The organism is Gemella haemolysans, from assembly GCF_028308085.1.
Taxonomy (GTDB): Bacteria; Bacillota; Bacilli; order Staphylococcales; family Gemellaceae; genus Gemella; species Gemella haemolysans_D.
Genome location: NZ_JAQMFS010000010.1, coordinates 53,817 through 72,180, shown reverse-complemented (window position 1 = coordinate 72,180; position 18,364 = coordinate 53,817). Strand labels below are relative to the sequence as shown.

The following is an 18,364-nucleotide window of genomic DNA, read 5'->3' as shown; positions in this document are numbered from 1 at the left end:
TTAATTAGATGTTTTATAGGTATTATTAGCTGGCTATTTTTTAGTGAAAATATAAGGAAGCTGGTTCTAAGGGGGGATGCTTGAATATTAATCTAGAAACCATTTATATATTCTAATTATCTAAATAACTTGGTAAATAAGAGATATTGAAGGGTTCCGTTTTTATAAAAATTAAAATTAATTTTCAAATTATTTAATATAAAAAATAATTCACTTAGGGAGTATTTTACACGAAAATTATAATAACAGAATTAGTCTTAAAGTAAGTAAAATAATCTATTGTTTTAAGCGTTTTAAAACAGATAAATCTTTGATAAATGCTTGTTTTTGTAGTATAATTGTTAGAATGAAGTATTTTTGAATAGGTTCGTAATATGATTGAAATAATTGTTAATTCTAGGAGTAAAAAAAGTCTTGTTGAACTTGAAAAAATAGAGCGTGATTTAAAGAGGAAAAAGCTAGAGTACAAGGTACTGAAAACCTCTAAAAATAAGAATGCAAGTGACTTGATGAATGAAATCCGCGGTGATGAATTAATTGTCATCGGTGGTGATGGTACTATTAATGAGGTAGTAAATAACTATCACGGGAAAGAATTCATTTATCTTGCGTATGGCTCTGGTAATGATCTTGCGAGATCTATAAAGTTCGATAAAACTATTGAAATAAGTAAATTATTAGATTCAAAGAAATTTATAGAATATGATGTAGGTGTTGTTAACGATAGAAAATTCTGTTCGGGATTAGATATCGGTTTTAATGCTGACATAATAAAAAGAGCGAATGGCTCGAAGTTAAAGAAATATTTAGGCAAGTATATCTATCTTCTTCAAGGAGTAATAGGTATTTTCATGCTGAAAAAATATAAGGCAAAAATATCGTGGGACTCTGGTGAAATAGATACTGATAGTTTATATTTACTAAATATTATGATTCAACCTTATGAAGGTGGTGGGATAAAGTTTTCACAAACGGCCACGGGTCAAGATGGTAAACTCCACATTATGATAATGGAAAACATGAATATTCTAACGTTTATCTATAATTACCTTTGTTTACTTCTTAAAAAACACAATAAACTAAAGAGAGTTAAGCATTTAACTGCGAACGCATTAACAGTAACGACAAATCAGAAATATTTTCAGATTGATGGAGAATCAATAAACGGTGAGGAACAATTAAATCTGAGCTGTCTTAGTAAATTTTATAAATTAAAGAGGATAAAAAATAATGAGAAGAAATTCAAGTAGCCGTAATGCTAGAAGCGAATCGGGTATAGGAGCTTTCGATATAGTTAATGGTATATTAGCTGCTTTACTGATTATACTCGGTGGATTGGTAAGTTGGACAATGTTAAAATACGACTTCCTTAATTTTAGAGGAATTAACTATGCGATAATTGGAGTAATAATCGCAGCGATAATACTGTCGATATTTTTAATAATCAAGAAAAAAGCAAAAATATTTAATGTAATAATGCTAGTAATAATGAATATTGCCTTGATATTCTCATACATGCAATTTAGAACAGCGATTGGTTTATTCGATAATTTAAACAATAATGCAGCAGTTAGTGAGTATACTATGAGTGTTGTAGTCTTAAAAGATGATAAAGCAGAAAAACTAGCTGACCTAAAAGATGCTACAGTATCAGCGCCAGTTTCTTCAGATGGAGAAAACATCAATAAGCTGATGAAAGAGATTAGAGACAAAGAAAAACAAAGTTTAAATCTTTCTGAGTCGAAAAACTACATCTCAGCTTATGAAGAACTAACAGCGGGAACAGCTAGAGCAATGGTGCTAAACAGCTCGTTTGAAGACTTAATCACAAGTCAACATCAAGACTTTAAAGATAAAACAAAAGTAATATACTCATACAAAATAACAAAAACTGTAAATGCTAAAGCAAAACAAAATGCTGGAGATGTGTTCAATGTTTATGTAAGTGGTATTGATACATACGGACCAGTATCAAGTGTTAGTCGTTCAGACGTTAATATTATTATGACAGTAAACAAAAAAACTGGAAAAATCTTATTAACTACAACACCACGTGACTCATATGTGAAGATTGCAGACGGTGGTAATAATCAATACGACAAACTTACGCACGCAGGATTATACGGTGTAGAATCATCAATTCATACATTAGAGAATATCTACGGTATTAAAATTGATTATTATGCAAGACTTAACTTCACATCATTCCTAAAACTGATTGATACTGTTGGTGGGGTAGATGTTTACAATGATCAAGCATTTGTATCGCATATTGGAAGTAAAAACTTCCAACCAGGCTTATTACATATGGATTCTGATATGGCGCTTTCATTTGTACGCGAAAGATATAGTCTTACTGGTGGAGACCATGATCGTGGTAAAAACCAAGAAAAGGTTATTACAGCGATAATTAAAAAACTGACATCGAAAGAAGGATTAGCGAACTATCAAAGCGTTATTAAAGACTTGAGTGAGTCAATCCAGACGAATATGCCTATAGAGACAGCTATGGGACTTGCGAATGAACAACTTAGTGCAGGTAAAGATTACAACGTAACTTCTCAAGCTTTGACTGGTACTGGAAGTATGGGCTTACCATCATACGCGATGCCAGGAGCTCAACTGTACATGATGCAAATTGACGATAAAAGTCTAGCGGAAGTTACAGCGAATATTAAAGATGTATTGGAAGGTAAGTAGATGAGAGACGGAATTAGAATGATAGATATACATTCCCATGTAGTCTTCGGAGTAGATGACGGAGCAAAAACTGAAAAAGATACTCGTGATTTACTAGAAGAAAGTTACAGACAAGGTGTCAGAACTATTATCGCAACACCTCATAGAAGACGCGGAATGTTCGAAACAGACATAGAAATAATTAGAGAAAACTTCAAACGAGTAGAAGGAATCGCTGCTGAAGTAGCGGAAGACCTAAGAGTTTACTTAGGAAGTGAAGTCTACTACAAAGAAGGTGAAATCGAAAAAATCGAAAGTGGGGAATACCCAAGATTAGCAGAAACAGACTACGTACTTGTTGAATTCCCTTATGAAATGCGTTATAAAGAAATTCATAGAGCACTGAACAAGATAATCTTACTAGGGTTAACGCCAGTAGTAGCACACGTTGAAAGGTACAACGATGTAGACGAAAAAGGTGTACAAGAGTTAATTAACATGGGTGCTTATATCCAGGTTAATGCAGCTAGTGTTCTTAAACCAAAGCTTATTGGTGATAAACATAAACATTACAAAAAACGTGCTAAGAAATACTTAGACCAAGAGCTAGTTCACTTCATCGCAAGCGACATGCACAATATGGATTCTCGTAGAACATTTATGAAAGAAGCATACGATATTATCGAGAAAAAATACGGACCAACAATAGCTTATGAACTATTTGAAAAAAATCAAGAAAAACTATTAATGAATAAAATAATATAAAGAGAGGAAAAACAACACAATGGATAATCAAGAAAAAGATTTAATACAGTTAGATATTATGCTACTGTTAAGAAGAATTTGGGAGAAGAAGATATTAATAGTATTAGTGACACTATTATTTACTGCTTTATCACTTGCGGTTAGTATTTTCATAGTAACACCACAATATACTTCTACTACGAAAGTATATGTTGTTAACCAAACGAAAGATGAGAGAAAAGCAATTACTACTCAAGATGTTCAATTAGGATCACTATTAGTAAAAGACTATAAAGAAATCATTCTTTCTAACAAAGTTATGGAAGATTCAGCAGAGAAAAGTGGAACAGGACTTACAGCGAAAGAACTAGCAAAAAAAGTTAGTGTAGATGCACCGAAAGATACTCGTATCATCTCAATTACTGTTCAAGACAAAGATCCACAAGTAGCTAGTGATTTAGCGAATATTGTAAAAGAAATCTCAGCAGACCAAATTAAGGAAGTAACAAAAATCGATGATGTAACAACACTAGAAGAGGCAAAAGCAGCTACTTCACCAAGTTCTCCAAATATTCCTAAGAATGCAATCTTAGCGACAGCATTAGGATTTATCTTAGCAGTAGCGGGAGTAGTATTATTCGAATTACTAGATGACAGAGTTAAGAGAGCAGAAGATATTGAAGAAACAATGGGATTAGTACTTTTAGGTGTAGTTCCAGACACAAAAACAGGAAAGAGATAAGGTGAAAATACATGGCACAAATTAATTTACTAACAAACCAAAAAATAGTTGATCCTAAAAATGAAGAGTATTATAATGCCTTACGTACAAACATCCAATTTTTAGGAAAAGATAAAAAAGTAATTGCAATTACATCAACTTCAGAAAATGAAGGGAAAAGTACTGTATCGACTAACTTAGCAATCTCATTAGCGAAGCTAGGATTAAAAACTATGTTAGTTGATGCTGATACGCGTAAATCAGTTATGGCAGGTCGTTTTAAGTTTAAACATAAAATTAGCGGGTTATCAAACTATCTATCAGGAGTATCTCCAATTGAAGATGTTATTTATGAGACTGATGTGGAGCATCTGAACGTTATTCCTGCAGGACAAGTACCGCCAAACCCAACAGGATTATTACAAAATAAAAACTTCAACATTATGATAGAGGTGTTCAGAGAATATTATGATTATGTAATTATCGATACACCACCAGTTGGTCAGGTAATCGATGCAGCTATCGTAGCTCCTAAGACTGATGGAGTAATTCTGTTAGTAGAAGCAAATCGCGTTAAGAAGAAAAGTATAGAAAAAGCTAAGGAACAACTGGAAAAAGGTGGAGCAGAGTTCTTAGGTGTAATCTTAAACAAAGTTAACTCAAATGAACTTGGTTATGGTGGTTACTACGGTCACTATGGTAGTTACGGAATAAAGGGGAATAAAGATAAAAAATAAATCATATATAATATAAGAGGAGAACAAGATGTATTATATTAGAAGAAATAATAAGGAGGGAAAATAAATAAAATGGAAGAGAACTTATTTAATAATCAGTTCGAGGGAGTAAGAAATAAAGCCGGTTATTTATTTTTCAAGAGAGTATTTGATATATCTATAGCATTAGTAGGGGTGATAGTATTGGTAATAGTTACTATCATCCTAGCTATCTTTTATAGTTTCGGTAAGAATAAAGGAAAAATATTTTTCTCTCAGGAAAGAATAGGTTTAAATGGCAAAAGATTTAAAATTTATAAATATAGATCTATGGTAGAGAATGCTCAAGAAATTTTAAAAAAAGATCCGAAACTTTATCAAAAATATATAGAAAATAGTTATAAACTGCTTCCGGAAGAAGATCCAAGGATGACTAGATTAGGCAGATTCATAAGAAAGCATAGTATTGATGAGATTCCACAATTTATTAATATCCTAAAAGGGGATATGAGTTTTATAGGACCTAGGCCTGTTATAGCAGAAGAGTTGCTTCAATATGGTGAGAGAGCTCCGAAATTTTTATCTGTTAAACCTGGAGCAACAGGTTGGTGGCAAGTTAGTGGAAGAAGTGAAGTAGGTTATCCAGAAAGATGTGACGTAGAGTTGTATTATGTGGATAATTGTTCATTAAAATTAGATATAAAAATATTTTTCTTGGAATTGAAGAGGATAATAACAAGAGATGCTGCGTATTAAAATAAATAAGTAGTTAAATAAAAAAGACTGTGTTTCGTCGCCAAACTAAAACACAGACTTAAATGAGTAATAAAGATATGATACCATAAAAAACAGAAAAAAGGAAGAGAGGAGTCTACGAAATGTGTGAAAAAATAGATTTTGTTGTTACGTGGGTAGATAGTAATGATGAAAACTGGAGAAAAGAAAAACAATACTATGAAGACAAAATGAGTATCAATGTAGACTTAAATGACAATCTGAGGTACCGTGATTGGGGGTTCATGAAATATTGGTTTAGAGCAGTAGAAAAACATGCTCCGTGGGTAAACAAAGTTTATTTTATAACTGAAGGGCATCTTCCTGAGTGGTTAAATTTAGAAAATGAAAAATTGGTAGTGATTAAGCACGGTGATTATATAGATGAGAAATACTTACCGACGTATAATTCTAATGTTATAGAGTTAAATATTCACAAAATAAAAGAATTGTCAGAGTGTTTTGTTTTGTTTAATGATGACATGTTTTTAAATGGAGATGTAAAAGAAGAGGACTTCTTCAAAAATGGATTACCATGTGATATTGGTGTATTTGAGCCTATTAAATCGCAAGGTACAGGTATAGAGCATGTAATATTGAATAATTTAGAAATAGTAAACAAGTATTATAATTCTAGACATGTTTTAAAAAATTCACTCTCTAAAATTTATAAATTTAAATATGGGAAACACATGATAAAAAATATTTTCTTATTACCTTGGAAAAATATATTAGGATATTATGATGATCACATACCTGTATCGTATAAGAAATCTATATTTAAAGAAGTTTATGAATTAGAAAAAGATTTGTTTGAAAAAAATTATAGTTATAAATTCAGAAGTAGTAAGGGAATAAGTCATTGGTTGATTAGATATTGGCAGTTGACCAAGGGGGAATTTTATCCTCGAAGTATAAATACAGGTAATTCATATAGTATGATGGATTATAAAGAAATTATTCAAGATATTAGAAATTCTACGCACAAGATGATTTGTTTAAATGATAGTGAAGTAGAAAATTTTGGATATGTAAGAGATGTAATGCTAAAAGAGTTTAATCAGAAATATCCTAATAAATCTGAGTTTGAAAAATAAAGAAAGCAAAGGAGATTAAATGAATAAAGATATAAAAATATTAATAGCAGCTCACAAGGAGTTTATTGTGCCAAAGGATGAGATATATCTACCTGTTCATGTTGGAGCTGAAGGTAAAGAGGAACTAGGTTATCAAAAAGACAATATTGGTGAAAATATATCATGTTTAAATCCTTACTTTTGTGAATTAACAGGTGTATATTGGGCGTGGAAAAATTTAGATGCAGAGTATATTGGATTAGATCACTATCGTAGATATTTTAGTACTAAAAAAGTGAAATATAAAGATGGTATGGATATAAATGAAGTAGTTTTAGATAGAAAAAGAACAGAAGAGTACTTGAAAGAAGCAGATATACTAGTTCCAAAATTAAGAAAATATTATATTGAAACACTTTACAATCATTATGCAAATACATTTGATGGTAGTCATCTCGATAAAACGAGAGATATAATTTCGGAGATGAGTCCTGAGTATATTAAGGCTTTCGATAAAGTCATGAAACAAACTAGTGGACATATGTTCAATATGTTTATTATGAAGAAAGAACTACTTGATGAATATTGTTCGTGGTTATTCCCAATTTTATTCGAATTACAAAATAGAATAGATGTTTTTAATCTTACGGCTTTCGAAGCAAGATTATTTGGAAGAGTGAGTGAGCTTCTATTCAATGTTTGGTTAGAAGAGAAAAAATATAAAGTTAAAGAAGTACCATTTTTTGATGCATTTGAAGTGGATTGGTTAAAAAAAGGTGGAGCATTTTTAAAAGCGAAGTTTTTCAAAAAGAAATATAAAGAAAGTTTCTAGAAAGAGGGTATAAAATTGAAAGTAAGTGTAATAGTCCCTGTGTACAATGTTGAGAAGTATCTTAAGCGTTGTTTAGATTCAATTATCAATCAAACATATAAGAATATAGAAATAATATTAGTTAATGATGGATCAAAGGATAATTCTCGTGATATTTGTGAGGAATATGAGAAAAAATACGAGAATATATCTCTTATCAATCAAGAAAATGGAGGATTAAGTGCTGCAAGGAATACAGGACTGAAACACATAAATGGTGAAGCAGTTACTTTTGTTGATTCAGATGATTGGTTAGAATCAGATGCGATTGAGTATTATGTTGATTCTATGAAAAAACATAATGTAGATATGGTTGTTACAAATAATATAAGAACTAAAGGCTATCAAGAAAAAACTTCTCAACCTGATAGTCTAACAGAAGAGGTTCTGACGCAAGAAGAATATGCGAAAAAATTCTTTAAAATAGATGGGAATTCTATTGAATATTACGCCTGGTCAAAACTGTATAAAAGAGAAATAATGGAAGGTGTTGAGTTTCCAGTTGGTCTATTCGCTGAAGATGTTTTAGGAACATTTAGATATATGAAAAATGCTCAAAGTATATTCTATAGTAATAGAGTAACATACAATTATTTTATTAATGACAATGGATTAACAGCAAAATTTGGAGATAAAGATTTTGATTTAGAGAAAATTTGGGATACAATTGTAGAAGAGTCGAGAGCATACGAGAATCAAAATTTCTTAAAATATGCCGTAATAAATAGAAAAAGAATAGACTTCAATTTATTATGTAGAATAGCTTTAGCAGATAATAAGAAAGATAATTTGAAAAAATACGATAAGAAAATAAAAGAATTATTAAAGAGTATAAGAGAAAATAAACAATTATTATCAGAGTACTTGCCATTTTCAAGAAAAGTAATTTTAATATTATTTACACTAAACTATAGTTTAGGAAGTAAAGTATTATATATTTTAAGTAAAATTAGTGGGAAAACAATATAGTAAAAAAGGAGAGTAGGCCTGATATTGTGAATAAGTTAGTTAGTATAATAGTACCTGTATATAAAGTAGAACAATATTTGAAAAGATGTATGGATAGTGTATTAAATCAAACATACAAAAATATTGAAATTATCTTAGTAAATGACGGAAGTCCAGACAATTGTCCTGCATTATGTGACGAATATGCAAAAATCGATAGTAGGGTTAGGGTAATCCACAAAGAAAATGGGGGGTTATCTTCTGCAAGAAATGTAGCTTTAGATAGTGTAAAAGGAGATTATATATTCTTTGTTGACTCAGATGATTGGTTGGCTTTAGATACCTTAGAAGTACTGAATGAGTACCTAGAAAAAGATTACGATATGATTTCATTTCAGAGAACATATCTTACGGAAGAGAAAGTTGTTGAAAAAGGTGAAAAAAATCCTAAAGATATGGATGTAAGTCAATATATAGATGCATCTTTCTTAGGTAGATATGACTTTTTTGTAACGACAAAGATTTTTAAAACAGAAGTATTTAATAATAATAGATTCTTAGAAGGAAGAAACTATGAGGATTTAGAAATAATGCATAGATTATTTCTAAACATGAAAAAAGTAGTAGGTTTAGATTATTTCCTTTACTATTATTGGAAAGGAAATGAAGGTGCAATTACTAATACAATTACTATGAAAAATATAAAAGATCATTATTTATCGGCAAATGAAATATATCGCGCGAGTAAAAAATACTTAGAGGATAGAGGTAAAGATGCTTCGAATATAGTAGCTTGGTATAAAGTAGAGATGTCTCAGCTATATATAGATTATCTGAAATCTACTGACAAGGATGCAGAACTTTTTGCGAAAATAAAAAGTGAAATTATTAAAGAAAAAGTAAACTTTAATAGATTATTAAAACAACCTAGATATTTAAAATATATTTTATATAAAATTGGACTTCTGGGCATAGTTATCAGAGCTAAATATTTGTTGAAATAAGTTGATTGAGAGGAGACTAGTTATAAATGTTATATTATATAAAAATGCATAATGGAACAGAAGAAACTGCTGGGCCTAAGGCACCTAATGATATTTATGAATTTACAAAGGAATTAGGAGGAAAAAGCATAGGATTTAAAGTACCTCCCAATAAAGGTGATTTACACAGAAAGTTATGGATGCTGACTGTTGGTATTTCTCAATGGGGGAAAGTATTTGCAAAACTAGGGAAAGGAGATGTTCTTGTTTATCAACACCCAGCTAACGGTACTAGGATAGCAAATAAAATAATTCCGTGGATAAAGAAAATTAAGAAAGCAAAATTCATTGTAGTTATTCATGATTTAGAAAGTTTAAGGAAATTATCATATATGTATAATGATGCAATTCATAAAATTGCAGATAATGAATTATTGAATAACTTTGATAAAATTATTTGTCATAACGATGAAATGAAGAAGTATCTTATTGATAGAGGAATCTCCGAAGACAAACTAGTAAGTTTAGAAATATTCGATTATATTAGTTCATTAGAAATGAAAGATAACTATTATAGTAATTCCTTAGCAATTGCAGGAAATTTATTTCCTGAGAAAAGTCCCTATATTTATAAATTAATTGAACATACTTTTAATTATCAGTTAAATCTGTATGGTCCTTATATGGATAAAAATATTAAATTAGGCGATAATATAAAGTATTTTGGAAGTTTTAAACCTGATGAATTGCCAGGAAAATTAGAAGGTAAGTTTGGATTAGTATGGGATGGAGACAGTTTAGATACTTGTAGTGGAAATACAGGAAACTATTTAAGATACAATAATCCGCATAAAACGTCCCTATATTTATCAGCAGGAATTCCAGTTATCATTTGGAAAGAAGCGGCAATGTCTAATTTTATAGAAAAACATAAAGCAGGTATATTAGTTGAAAGTTTAACAGAAATTGATGATGTAATTAATAATATCTCGGATAGTGACTATACTGAATTGAAAAATAATGCTATTCAAATAGGTATGCAACTTCGTAATGGATATTACTATAAAAAAGCAGTACAGAAGTGTTTAGATAATATGAATAGTAATAAATAGAGTAGGGGGACGCTATGAAGATAACATTAGAGAAAGGTTCCCTAAAGAATCTTTTATTTTATTTTGCATACAGTATATATTTGGGGTACAATCTACTAGATACTTCGTTTTATTCAAAAAACATCAATGTATTTGGTAATTTATTAATTATAATTGTGTTAGTAATGTTGATACTTAAGGAAGTTATTGATTTTAAAGTTAATTCTAGAGATTTAACGTTGTTTATAATTCTAGCAATTATAGGTGGATTATTTTTTAATTATATGGGCTACAACTATGCTATGTTACCTTTTTTTGTATATTCAGCAAGAAATGTGAATACTACTACTATAGTTAAAATCTCTTATAGAATAAGCTTAGTATTATTAATTTTTATTATAGTGAGTAGTTATTTAGGGTGGATTACTAACTATATAACTTATGATGGTGGAAGAGAGAGAGAGTATGTTGGATTCAGATATTCGTTATTCGGCCCAGCTATTTTATGTAACATAATATTCTTAAAAGTATACTTAGAAAAAGACAATATAAAATGGAGAACATTAATGTTTTTGATTATTGGAAATTATGCTTTATATGAATTTACTGATTCAAGGCTTACTTTTGGATTAGGAATGTTACTTCTTATCTTAACAATATTAATAAAGTTGTTCTCTAAATTTAAAAGAGTTTTAATGAATAAGATACTTATTGGCTCATATGTAGTATCTGGATTGCTTAGCTTGTACTTTACTATTGGTTACAACCATCTGAGTGAATGGCACTCAAATATTAATGAATTTTTAGGTGGAAGACTCTCACTAGGATATAGTACTTTAAAATACTATGGTTATGGTCTACTTGGTAAAAGAATAACATTAGTAGGTAATGGCTTGGACGTTGATGGGTATATTACAACAGAAACTTATGATTATGTTGATAATTTATATATTCAATTATTATTGAAATTAGGTTTATTATTTTTAGTTATATTTATACTAGGAATGACGATAGTAATGTGGAGGGTGTATAGGCTTAATGACATCTATTTATATATAATATTCTCTCTACTTGCTTTACATGGAATTATAGATGATCTGATGATATTACCACAATACAATAGTTTCTGGTTTGTAATTGCGGCATTATTCTATAAGACCAGGTTAGATTTACAAAATGAGTAGTAAAAAATATTAAAATATAAGTTTAATTTAAAGTTGAAAAATAAAAATATGATAAGTTATATAGTCATTTATAGGAGGAACAAATGTACGATTATTTAATAGTAGGAGCTGGATTGTCAGGTGCAATCTTTGCTCATGAAGCAACAAAACAAGGAAAAAAAGTAAAGGTAATTGATAAACGTGACCACATTGGTGGGAACATTTATTGTGAGAACGTTGAAGGAATAAACGTTCACAAATATGGTGCACATATCTTCCATACTTCTAACAAAGAAGTTTGGGATTATGTGAATCAGTTTGCTGAGTTTAACAACTATATTAACTCACCGGTAGCAAACTACAAAGGTAAATTATACAATCTACCTTTCAACATGAATACTTTCTATGGATTATGGGGAACTAAGACTCCTGCAGAAGTAAAAGCAAAAATCGCTGAACAAACAGCTCATCTGCAAGATAGTGAGCCTAAAAACTTAGAAGAACAAGCTATCAAACTTATTGGTACTGACGTATACGAAACTTTAATTAAAGGTTATACAGAAAAACAATGGGGACGTAGTGCAACTGAACTACCACCATTTATTATTAAACGTCTTCCAGTACGTTTCACATTCGATAACAACTACTTTAATGATAGATACCAAGGTATTCCAATCGGTGGATATAATGTTATTATTGAAAACATGTTAAAAGGTATTGAAGTAGAACTAAATGTAGACTTCTTTGAGAACCGTGAAGAGTTAGAAGCAAGTGCGAAAAAAGTTGTATTTACAGGAATGATCGATCAATACTTTGATTATAAACATGGAGAATTAGAATACAGAAGTCTTCGTTTTGAGCATGAAGTATTAGATGAAGAGAATTACCAAGGTAATGCTGTAGTGAACTACACAGAACGCGAAGTTCCTTACACTCGTATTATCGAGCACAAACACTTCGAAAAAGGAACTCAAGAAAAAACAGTTATTACACGTGAATACTCAGTAGATTGGAAACGTGGAGATGAACCATACTACCCAATTAATGACGCTAAAAACAATGAAATGTATCAAAAGTATTTAGAAGAAGCAAAAGGTAAAGATGTTATCTTCTGCGGACGTCTTGCGGACTATAAATATTATGATATGCACGTAGTAATAGAAAGAGCTCTTAATGTAGTAAGAGAGGAATTAGGTAATAATGACTAAAAATAGAATAAACTGGATAGATTTTGGGAAAGGATTTACAATCTTTTTAGTTCTATTAGGTCATGTATTTTTAGGGTTATATGAATCTGGGAAATTTCCAAGCTATGATAAGATGTTAATAACAATAACATCTCAGGTTTATATTTTCCATATACCGGTATTTTTTGCTTTATCAGGTTTTTTCTTCAAACCTGTAGAAGACTTAAAAATTTTTAAGAAGTATGCATTAAAGAGAACTGTAATATTAGGTTTGCCTTATATATTCTACTCTATAATTCATTTTATTCTGCAAAAAGCAGCTGGATCATCAGTAAGAGTTCCAACGACAATACATAATTTAATTGATATATATAAGACTCCACTTGGAGTATCGTGGTATTTATATACTTTATGGATTATATCAATGATATATGGATTATTGTCTGTCTATATAAAAAGAAAAGAGATATTATTTATAATTAGTGGAGTAAGTTTTGTAATTTCTCTATTAATGAATTTCGATATCTACATAGTTCAAAAAACACTAGTATGGGGAATGTTCTTCATGTTAGGGGCAATACTACGTTCAGTAGATTTAAGTAAATTAAGTATCAAGTTAGTGGTTGGTGGAGCTGTAATCTTCGATATAATTTATATGTTATGTTGGTCGATTTATTACAGACCAAATGTGAAGAAAATGTATGTAACATATGATACACCACAGTTATGGGCTATTGCATTTATAGTAAGTGTAGGAGTAGCATTTGTAATATATCCTAGATTAGAGAAGGTATTTCCAAGGTTCTTTAACTATTTTTCTAAATATGGTAAGGATAGTTTAGGAATATACATATTACATGCTCCGATTTGTAGTATGTTAAGAATAATTATGTTAAAAGCAGGAATCACATCAGTATATATACATATAATCTGTGGATTAGTACTAGGTTGGTTTTTATCGATAGTAGCTACTAATATCCTTAAAAAAATTCCGTATATCAATATTGTATTGATGCCACAAAAATACATTAACTTTAGATAGTAATATCTAAACTAAGAATGAGAGGATTTAATTATGTATAAAATATTAGTTTTTGGGATGACAAATAATAGAGGTGGTATGGAAAGTGTCATAAAAAATTTCTTTACATACATGGATAAAGACAAGTTCCACTTAGATTTCGTATGTACTCGTGAGGGTGAGATAGGGTTTAAAGAAGATTTTGATAGATTATCTAAAAGCCCAATTCAATACCATAGAGTGCCAAGAAGAAGGGAACAACCTGTACGCTATAAAAAAGCTCTGGAAAAAGTATTTAAAGAAGGTAATTATGATGCAGTTTGGATTAATGCCTTAATGATTGTTAATTTAGGGAATATGAAAATGGCAAAAAAATATGGCGTGAAAAAAATAATTTTACATTCACATAACGCTAAAACTACAGCTAAGCAATTTTCTAATTTAGTTCATGATGTTACAAAGCAATTTGTTCATCACTATGCTACTGATTTCTGGTCGTGTAGCAAACAAGCTACTGAATGGATGTTTCCGAAGAAAATTCATGATAAAGTTAAGTGGATTCCTAATGCGATTGACATTGATAAATTTATTTTTAACGAAGAAAAGAGAATTAAACTTAGAAAAGAGTTTAATATAACAGATGAAGAGTTTATTATAGGTAATGTTGCAAGGATAGATTACCAAAAAAATCAAGAATTTATTATAGATGTATTTTCTGAATTTACTAAAAGAAAAGATAAAACAAGGCTATTTCTAGTTGGTGGGGGAGATACGAGTAGTTTAGAATTACAAGCAACAGAACTAGGGATAAGAGATAAAGTAGAATTTCTAGGAATGAGAAGTGATGTTGAGGACTTGTGTAGTATGTTTGACTTCTTCATATTCCCATCAAGATTTGAAGGTCTGGGAGTAGCTCTATTGGAAGCTCAAGCAAATGGTATTCCTATACTTGCTTCGGATGTCATTCCGCCTGAGGTTATAGTAAATTCGAATTATTACTATCTTTCATTAAATGATTCTCCAATTAAATGGGCTGAAAAAATATTAGAACTACACCAAGAAAAAAGAATTGATACAAATATAGTTAAGAATAATTTAATAGAAAAAGGATTTGATTTAGTTTCTGAAACTAAGAAAATAGAGAATATTTTATTAGATAAATAAGATAAATTAAAAATAAGATTCAAGGTGTTCTAATGAATACTTTGAATCCTATTTTTTAGATATGAAAATAGAGGTTGAAGCGTGCCTTCACCTCTATTTATCATTTTAGTTAATTAGTTTTTTGCTTTTCTTAATCTAGCAGCAATAGCTAAAGCAGCAAGTGCTGCAACTGAAGCAACTCCATTTTCGCTTTGTCCAGTGTTAGGTAATGCTTTTAGTTTAGCATTAACTTGAGATTGAACAGGAGCTTTAGGTTGTTCAGTAGTACTTGGAGTTTTTTGAGAACCAGGATTTCCAGGTTTTGGTTTTGGCTCTTCAGAAGCACCAGGTGTTTCTTGTTTTCCAGGAACTTCAAGAGTGCCAGGGTTACCAGAAACTCCGGGAGTGCCAGGGTTACCTGGTTGTGTTTGTTCAGGAACTTTTGGTCCTACTGCCACAACCTCATCAACTGCAGGAGTAAGAATAGTTTCTTCTCTAGCTGTATCAACTACAGTATTTCCTGATTTAAATGTGATAGTTTTAACAGATTTACGACCTGTAACACCTTTAGTTTTAACAACACGCTCTCCTTCTTTAAGAGATGAATCTAATTCTTCTACAACGTTGAATTTGATTTCTTCTTCTTTAACTTCTTCAGTGAATGTTAATTCTGGATTTCCAGGCTGAGTTAAATTACCTATGTATTGTTTTAGAAGGTTTTTGTATTCTTCTTCTAATTTAGCAAGTTCAGTGTGTTTATCAGCTAAGCATGAATCTAATTCTTTTAATTTAGCATCTGCAGTCTCTTTATCAGCTTTAGCTTTAGCATAATTTTCTTTAGCATTTTCAAGAGAACGTACTAATTCTTCTGCTTCATTTTTAGCAGCTAATTTAAAGATGACTGAAGGAGCAGCTTTTTTAACGTCTTCATCTGCCTTAGCTAATTTAGCCTTAGCTTCAGCAAGAGCAGTTTTAGCTTTTTCAGCTTCTTGTTTAGCTGTTTCTAGAGCAGTTTTAGCATTATTAATTTCATCGGATTTATTACTAATACCTTTGCGTAAGTTGTCTAAGTTAGTTTCAGCATCTTGAAGAGCTTTTTCAGCAGCTGTAAGTTTGCTAGTTGCATCTTGAAGAGCTTTTTCAGCGACTGGTAATTGATTTTTATATTGCTTAGCAGCATCTAAGTTGTTTTGAGCTGTAGTAACCTCAGTTTGTGCGTCTTTAACTGCTTTTTCGGCAGCTTGTTTTTTAGCACTATATTCTTTTGCAGCTGTTGGATCATTTTTGATTTCAGTCGCATTAAATTTAGCTGGATCAAGAACTATACTGTTTGTATCTTGACCAGGAGCTGTATTTTCACCCGCTGTTTGGAAGTTGTGAACAAAAATCTCTAGATTAGAGTAATATTCAGTTCCAAATTGTTTTGGATTAACACTCACGGTAGCAGTAACACTTGTTGCATTATATTCAGAAGCTTTACGCCCTAGCTTGTTTCCTTCTCCATCTTTACGGAAAGCGATACTTCCACCGATTGATAGAGCATTTTCCCATTTACGGTGATAATTACTTCCACGAAAATCTTCATCGTTAGTAAACATTTTTTGTTTGTATGCTTCAAAAATATACTCTTTTAGTTGTCCCATCGTCATTGTAAATTTTGGATTAGCAGCTTCTTGTAGTGAAGGATAGCTCTTTTCTTCAATAAACTTACCATCCCGAGGGTTTTTAGTAACTTGCATAATATCTGCTTGGTTTTGATTGTTATCAGTTTTATATGATAAACCATTTGCTCTAGCAGCAGCGTTTATTCCATCGTAGTCATAGTTAGCATAATTGAAGCTACTACCTTTAAGAACTTTTTTATATTTAGAATTCTCTGTAGGATCATTTGGATTAGTAGTTCCTTGGAATTTAGCGTTGTTACGGTTAGTTGCAGCTTCATTTGCAAATTTTTCCATACCTACAGTTGTCTTAACTTTAGGGTTTCCTAGTTGTTCACGGATTTGGTTAACGATGTGAAGACCGAATAAGTTAATCTCTCTCTTTTGATCAGCTGTTAAGTTCCAAATATCAACTTCACGTGTGTCAGTTGTATTAGTGTATGTATTTTTAGCCATATTAGTTTTTGCTAATTGTTTTAATTTTTCAGCATTAGCAGTTACTTCAGCTTGGTTTCTTGTGTTAAGTTCGTTGGCACGTCCATCACCAGTGTTGTTTGGATCATTTTCACCCATCAATTTAGCACGTTCATTTAATGCAGCTGCAAAGTCAGCACCTAAATTAAATTTAACATCAGAGAAATCGTATCCTTGAGGAGCGTCTCCAAGATCTTTAAGTGATTTTTCTTTTTCTGCTAAAGCTTGTTTTTTAGTAGTTAACTCATTATTTAAAGTAGTTACCTTTTTAGCTGCATCAGCATCAGCTTTTTCAGCGTTAGCTTTAGCTTTTTCAGCGTCAGTTTTAGCTTTTTCAGCATCAGTTTTAGCTTTTTCAGCGTCAGCTTTAGCTTTTTCAGCTGCAGTTAGAGATGGAGTACCATTTTCTAAGTCTTGTACTTTTTTAGTGGCAGTATCAACAGCAGTATTTGCTTTATCAGCATTAGCTTGTTTTGTTGCTACATCTTTAGTAAGAGTTTCTTGATCAGTTTTTTTAGCTTTTAGATCATCTTCCGCAGCTTTAACATCTTCCGCAGCTTTAGCTGCATCGTCTTTAGCTTTTTGAATAGCAGCAGGTGTAGCTTCGCTTAGTTTCTCAGCTGCATATTTTTCTTCACTATTAGCTTTTTTAGCGATTAAAGCTAATTCAGGGCGTTTTTTTTCTTTTTCCTCGATAGCAGCTTTAGTGTCTAATACTTTCTTTTCGGCGTCTTGTAATTGTTCTTTAGTTACTGTAGTTTTACTTTCAGTAGCATTAGTAGAAGTTGGAGTAGTATCAGCAGCTAATGCACTACCGTCAGTGTAAGCAACAGCTCCAACGATACTAAGTCCTACTAATGCAGAAACTGTCCCAAGTTTGCTTCTTCTTAATGAAAACGTTTGTTTCTTCATAATATTACTAAGTTCTCCTTTATATTTCTATTTTTTAGTTATTTATAAGTACATAAATATAATTTGTTCTATCATAATTATCAAACTAACTCAAATTATTTACGTTATTTTTAATAGTTTCTTAAATTAATAGTTATTATTAAAATACAAGGTTTTGGAGTAAATATTTATTAATAAAATTTTATAATGAAATATATTTG

16 protein-coding genes are annotated in these 18,364 nt (G+C 30.8%); 15 read left to right on the top strand and 1 reads right to left on the bottom strand.

What is annotated here, in order from left to right; all coding sequences use genetic code 11:
• Nucleotides 1-374: 374 nt before the first annotated feature.
• The 15 genes from PNO30_RS00790 to PNO30_RS00720 all read left to right on the top strand — a co-directional run bounded on the left by PNO30_RS00790 (nucleotide 375) and on the right by PNO30_RS00720 (nucleotide 15,138).
• Entirely contained in the window at nucleotides 375-1,250 is an 876-nt protein-coding gene (locus tag PNO30_RS00790) for a diacylglycerol/lipid kinase family protein (RefSeq protein WP_271964973.1), read from the top strand.
• Nucleotides 1,231-2,700, top strand: coding sequence for an LCP family protein (locus tag PNO30_RS00785; RefSeq protein ID WP_271964972.1), 1,470 nt, complete (start codon nucleotides 1,231-1,233; stop codon nucleotides 2,698-2,700). The genes PNO30_RS00790 and PNO30_RS00785 overlap by 20 nt, the downstream gene beginning before the upstream one ends.
• On the top strand, nucleotides 2,701-3,444 hold the full coding sequence (locus PNO30_RS00780; protein WP_271964970.1) for a CpsB/CapC family capsule biosynthesis tyrosine phosphatase: 744 nt from the start codon (nucleotides 2,701-2,703) through the stop codon (nucleotides 3,442-3,444).
• 19 nt (nucleotides 3,445-3,463) lie between these two features.
• Nucleotides 3,464-4,165, top strand: a complete 702-nt coding sequence (locus tag PNO30_RS00775; protein ID WP_271986792.1) for a YveK family protein — start codon at nucleotides 3,464-3,466, stop codon at nucleotides 4,163-4,165.
• An 11-nt stretch (nucleotides 4,166-4,176) separates the two neighbouring features.
• Nucleotides 4,177-4,881: a polysaccharide biosynthesis tyrosine autokinase gene (locus tag PNO30_RS00770; protein WP_271964968.1), complete on the top strand. Its 705-nt coding sequence runs from the start codon at nucleotides 4,177-4,179 to the stop codon at nucleotides 4,879-4,881.
• A 72-nt stretch (nucleotides 4,882-4,953) separates the two neighbouring features.
• Nucleotides 4,954-5,616: a sugar transferase gene (locus tag PNO30_RS00765; protein ID WP_271986789.1), complete on the top strand. Its 663-nt coding sequence runs from the start codon at nucleotides 4,954-4,956 to the stop codon at nucleotides 5,614-5,616.
• A gap of 122 nt (nucleotides 5,617-5,738) precedes the next feature.
• Nucleotides 5,739-6,731 carry a stealth family protein gene (locus tag PNO30_RS00760; RefSeq protein WP_271986787.1) on the top strand — a complete coding sequence of 331 codons (993 nt, stop codon included), beginning with the start codon at nucleotides 5,739-5,741 and terminating at the stop codon, nucleotides 6,729-6,731.
• A 19-nt stretch (nucleotides 6,732-6,750) separates the two neighbouring features.
• Nucleotides 6,751-7,542: a DUF4422 domain-containing protein gene (locus PNO30_RS00755; RefSeq protein WP_271986785.1), complete on the top strand. Its 792-nt coding sequence runs from the start codon at nucleotides 6,751-6,753 to the stop codon at nucleotides 7,540-7,542.
• 15 nt (nucleotides 7,543-7,557) lie between these two features.
• Nucleotides 7,558-8,550 carry a glycosyltransferase family 2 protein gene (locus PNO30_RS00750; RefSeq protein WP_271986783.1) on the top strand — a complete coding sequence of 331 codons (993 nt, stop codon included), beginning with the start codon at nucleotides 7,558-7,560 and terminating at the stop codon, nucleotides 8,548-8,550.
• A gap of 26 nt (nucleotides 8,551-8,576) precedes the next feature.
• Complete coding sequence (locus PNO30_RS00745; RefSeq protein WP_271986781.1) at nucleotides 8,577-9,533, top strand: glycosyltransferase family 2 protein; 957 nt, start codon at nucleotides 8,577-8,579, stop codon at nucleotides 9,531-9,533.
• 26 nt (nucleotides 9,534-9,559) lie between these two features.
• Complete coding sequence (locus PNO30_RS00740) at nucleotides 9,560-10,624, top strand: glycosyltransferase (protein WP_271986780.1); 1,065 nt, start codon at nucleotides 9,560-9,562, stop codon at nucleotides 10,622-10,624.
• Nucleotides 10,625-10,638: 14 nt separating this feature from the next.
• Nucleotides 10,639-11,787 (top strand): hypothetical protein, encoded by a 1,149-nt coding sequence (locus PNO30_RS00735; protein WP_271986778.1) that lies wholly within the window; start codon nucleotides 10,639-10,641, stop codon nucleotides 11,785-11,787.
• 83 nt (nucleotides 11,788-11,870) lie between these two features.
• Complete coding sequence (gene glf, locus PNO30_RS00730; protein WP_261086813.1) at nucleotides 11,871-12,974, top strand: UDP-galactopyranose mutase; 1,104 nt, start codon at nucleotides 11,871-11,873, stop codon at nucleotides 12,972-12,974.
• Entirely contained in the window at nucleotides 12,967-13,995 is a 1,029-nt protein-coding gene (locus PNO30_RS00725) for an acyltransferase family protein (protein ID WP_271986776.1), read from the top strand. Before glf ends, PNO30_RS00725 begins: the two co-directional genes overlap by 8 nt.
• A gap of 33 nt (nucleotides 13,996-14,028) precedes the next feature.
• The gene (locus PNO30_RS00720) at nucleotides 14,029-15,138 is read left to right on the top strand and encodes a glycosyltransferase family 1 protein (RefSeq protein WP_271986774.1); all 1,110 of its coding nucleotides are present in this window, start codon (nucleotides 14,029-14,031) and stop codon (nucleotides 15,136-15,138) included.
• Nucleotides 15,139-15,251: 113 nt separating this feature from the next.
• Here PNO30_RS00720 and PNO30_RS00715 read toward each other — a convergent pair whose 3' ends face one another.
• Nucleotides 15,252-18,164, bottom strand: a complete 2,913-nt coding sequence (locus PNO30_RS00715) for an SEC10/PgrA surface exclusion domain-containing protein (protein WP_271986772.1) — start codon at nucleotides 18,162-18,164, stop codon at nucleotides 15,252-15,254.
• Nucleotides 18,165-18,364: the final 200 nt, after the last annotated feature.

Excerpts from the sequence above, each read along its gene's own strand:
- PNO30_RS00735 (WP_271986778.1), top strand. The coding sequence starts at position 10,639 with ATGAAGATAACATTAGAGAAAGGTTCCCTAAAGAATCTTTTATTTTAT.
- PNO30_RS00720 (WP_271986774.1), top strand. The coding sequence starts at position 14,029 with ATGTATAAAATATTAGTTTTTGGGATGACAAATAATAGAGGTGGTATG.
- PNO30_RS00755 (WP_271986785.1), top strand. The coding sequence starts at position 6,751 with ATGAATAAAGATATAAAAATATTAATAGCAGCTCACAAGGAGTTTATT.
- PNO30_RS00780 (WP_271964970.1), top strand. The coding sequence starts at position 2,701 with ATGAGAGACGGAATTAGAATGATAGATATACATTCCCATGTAGTCTTC.
- PNO30_RS00725 (WP_271986776.1), top strand. The coding sequence starts at position 12,967 with ATGACTAAAAATAGAATAAACTGGATAGATTTTGGGAAAGGATTTACA.
- PNO30_RS00775 (WP_271986792.1), top strand. The coding sequence starts at position 3,464 with ATGGATAATCAAGAAAAAGATTTAATACAGTTAGATATTATGCTACTG.
- PNO30_RS00770 (WP_271964968.1), top strand. The coding sequence starts at position 4,177 with ATGGCACAAATTAATTTACTAACAAACCAAAAAATAGTTGATCCTAAA.
- PNO30_RS00760 (WP_271986787.1), top strand. The coding sequence starts at position 5,739 with ATGTGTGAAAAAATAGATTTTGTTGTTACGTGGGTAGATAGTAATGAT.
- PNO30_RS00785 (WP_271964972.1), top strand. The coding sequence starts at position 1,231 with ATGAGAAGAAATTCAAGTAGCCGTAATGCTAGAAGCGAATCGGGTATA.
- glf (WP_261086813.1), top strand. The coding sequence starts at position 11,871 with ATGTACGATTATTTAATAGTAGGAGCTGGATTGTCAGGTGCAATCTTT.
- PNO30_RS00715 (WP_271986772.1), bottom strand. The coding sequence starts at position 18,164 with ATGAAGAAACAAACGTTTTCATTAAGAAGAAGCAAACTTGGGACAGTT.
- PNO30_RS00790 (WP_271964973.1), top strand. The coding sequence starts at position 375 with ATGATTGAAATAATTGTTAATTCTAGGAGTAAAAAAAGTCTTGTTGAA.
- PNO30_RS00740 (WP_271986780.1), top strand. The coding sequence starts at position 9,560 with ATGTTATATTATATAAAAATGCATAATGGAACAGAAGAAACTGCTGGG.
- PNO30_RS00765 (WP_271986789.1), top strand. The coding sequence starts at position 4,954 with ATGGAAGAGAACTTATTTAATAATCAGTTCGAGGGAGTAAGAAATAAA.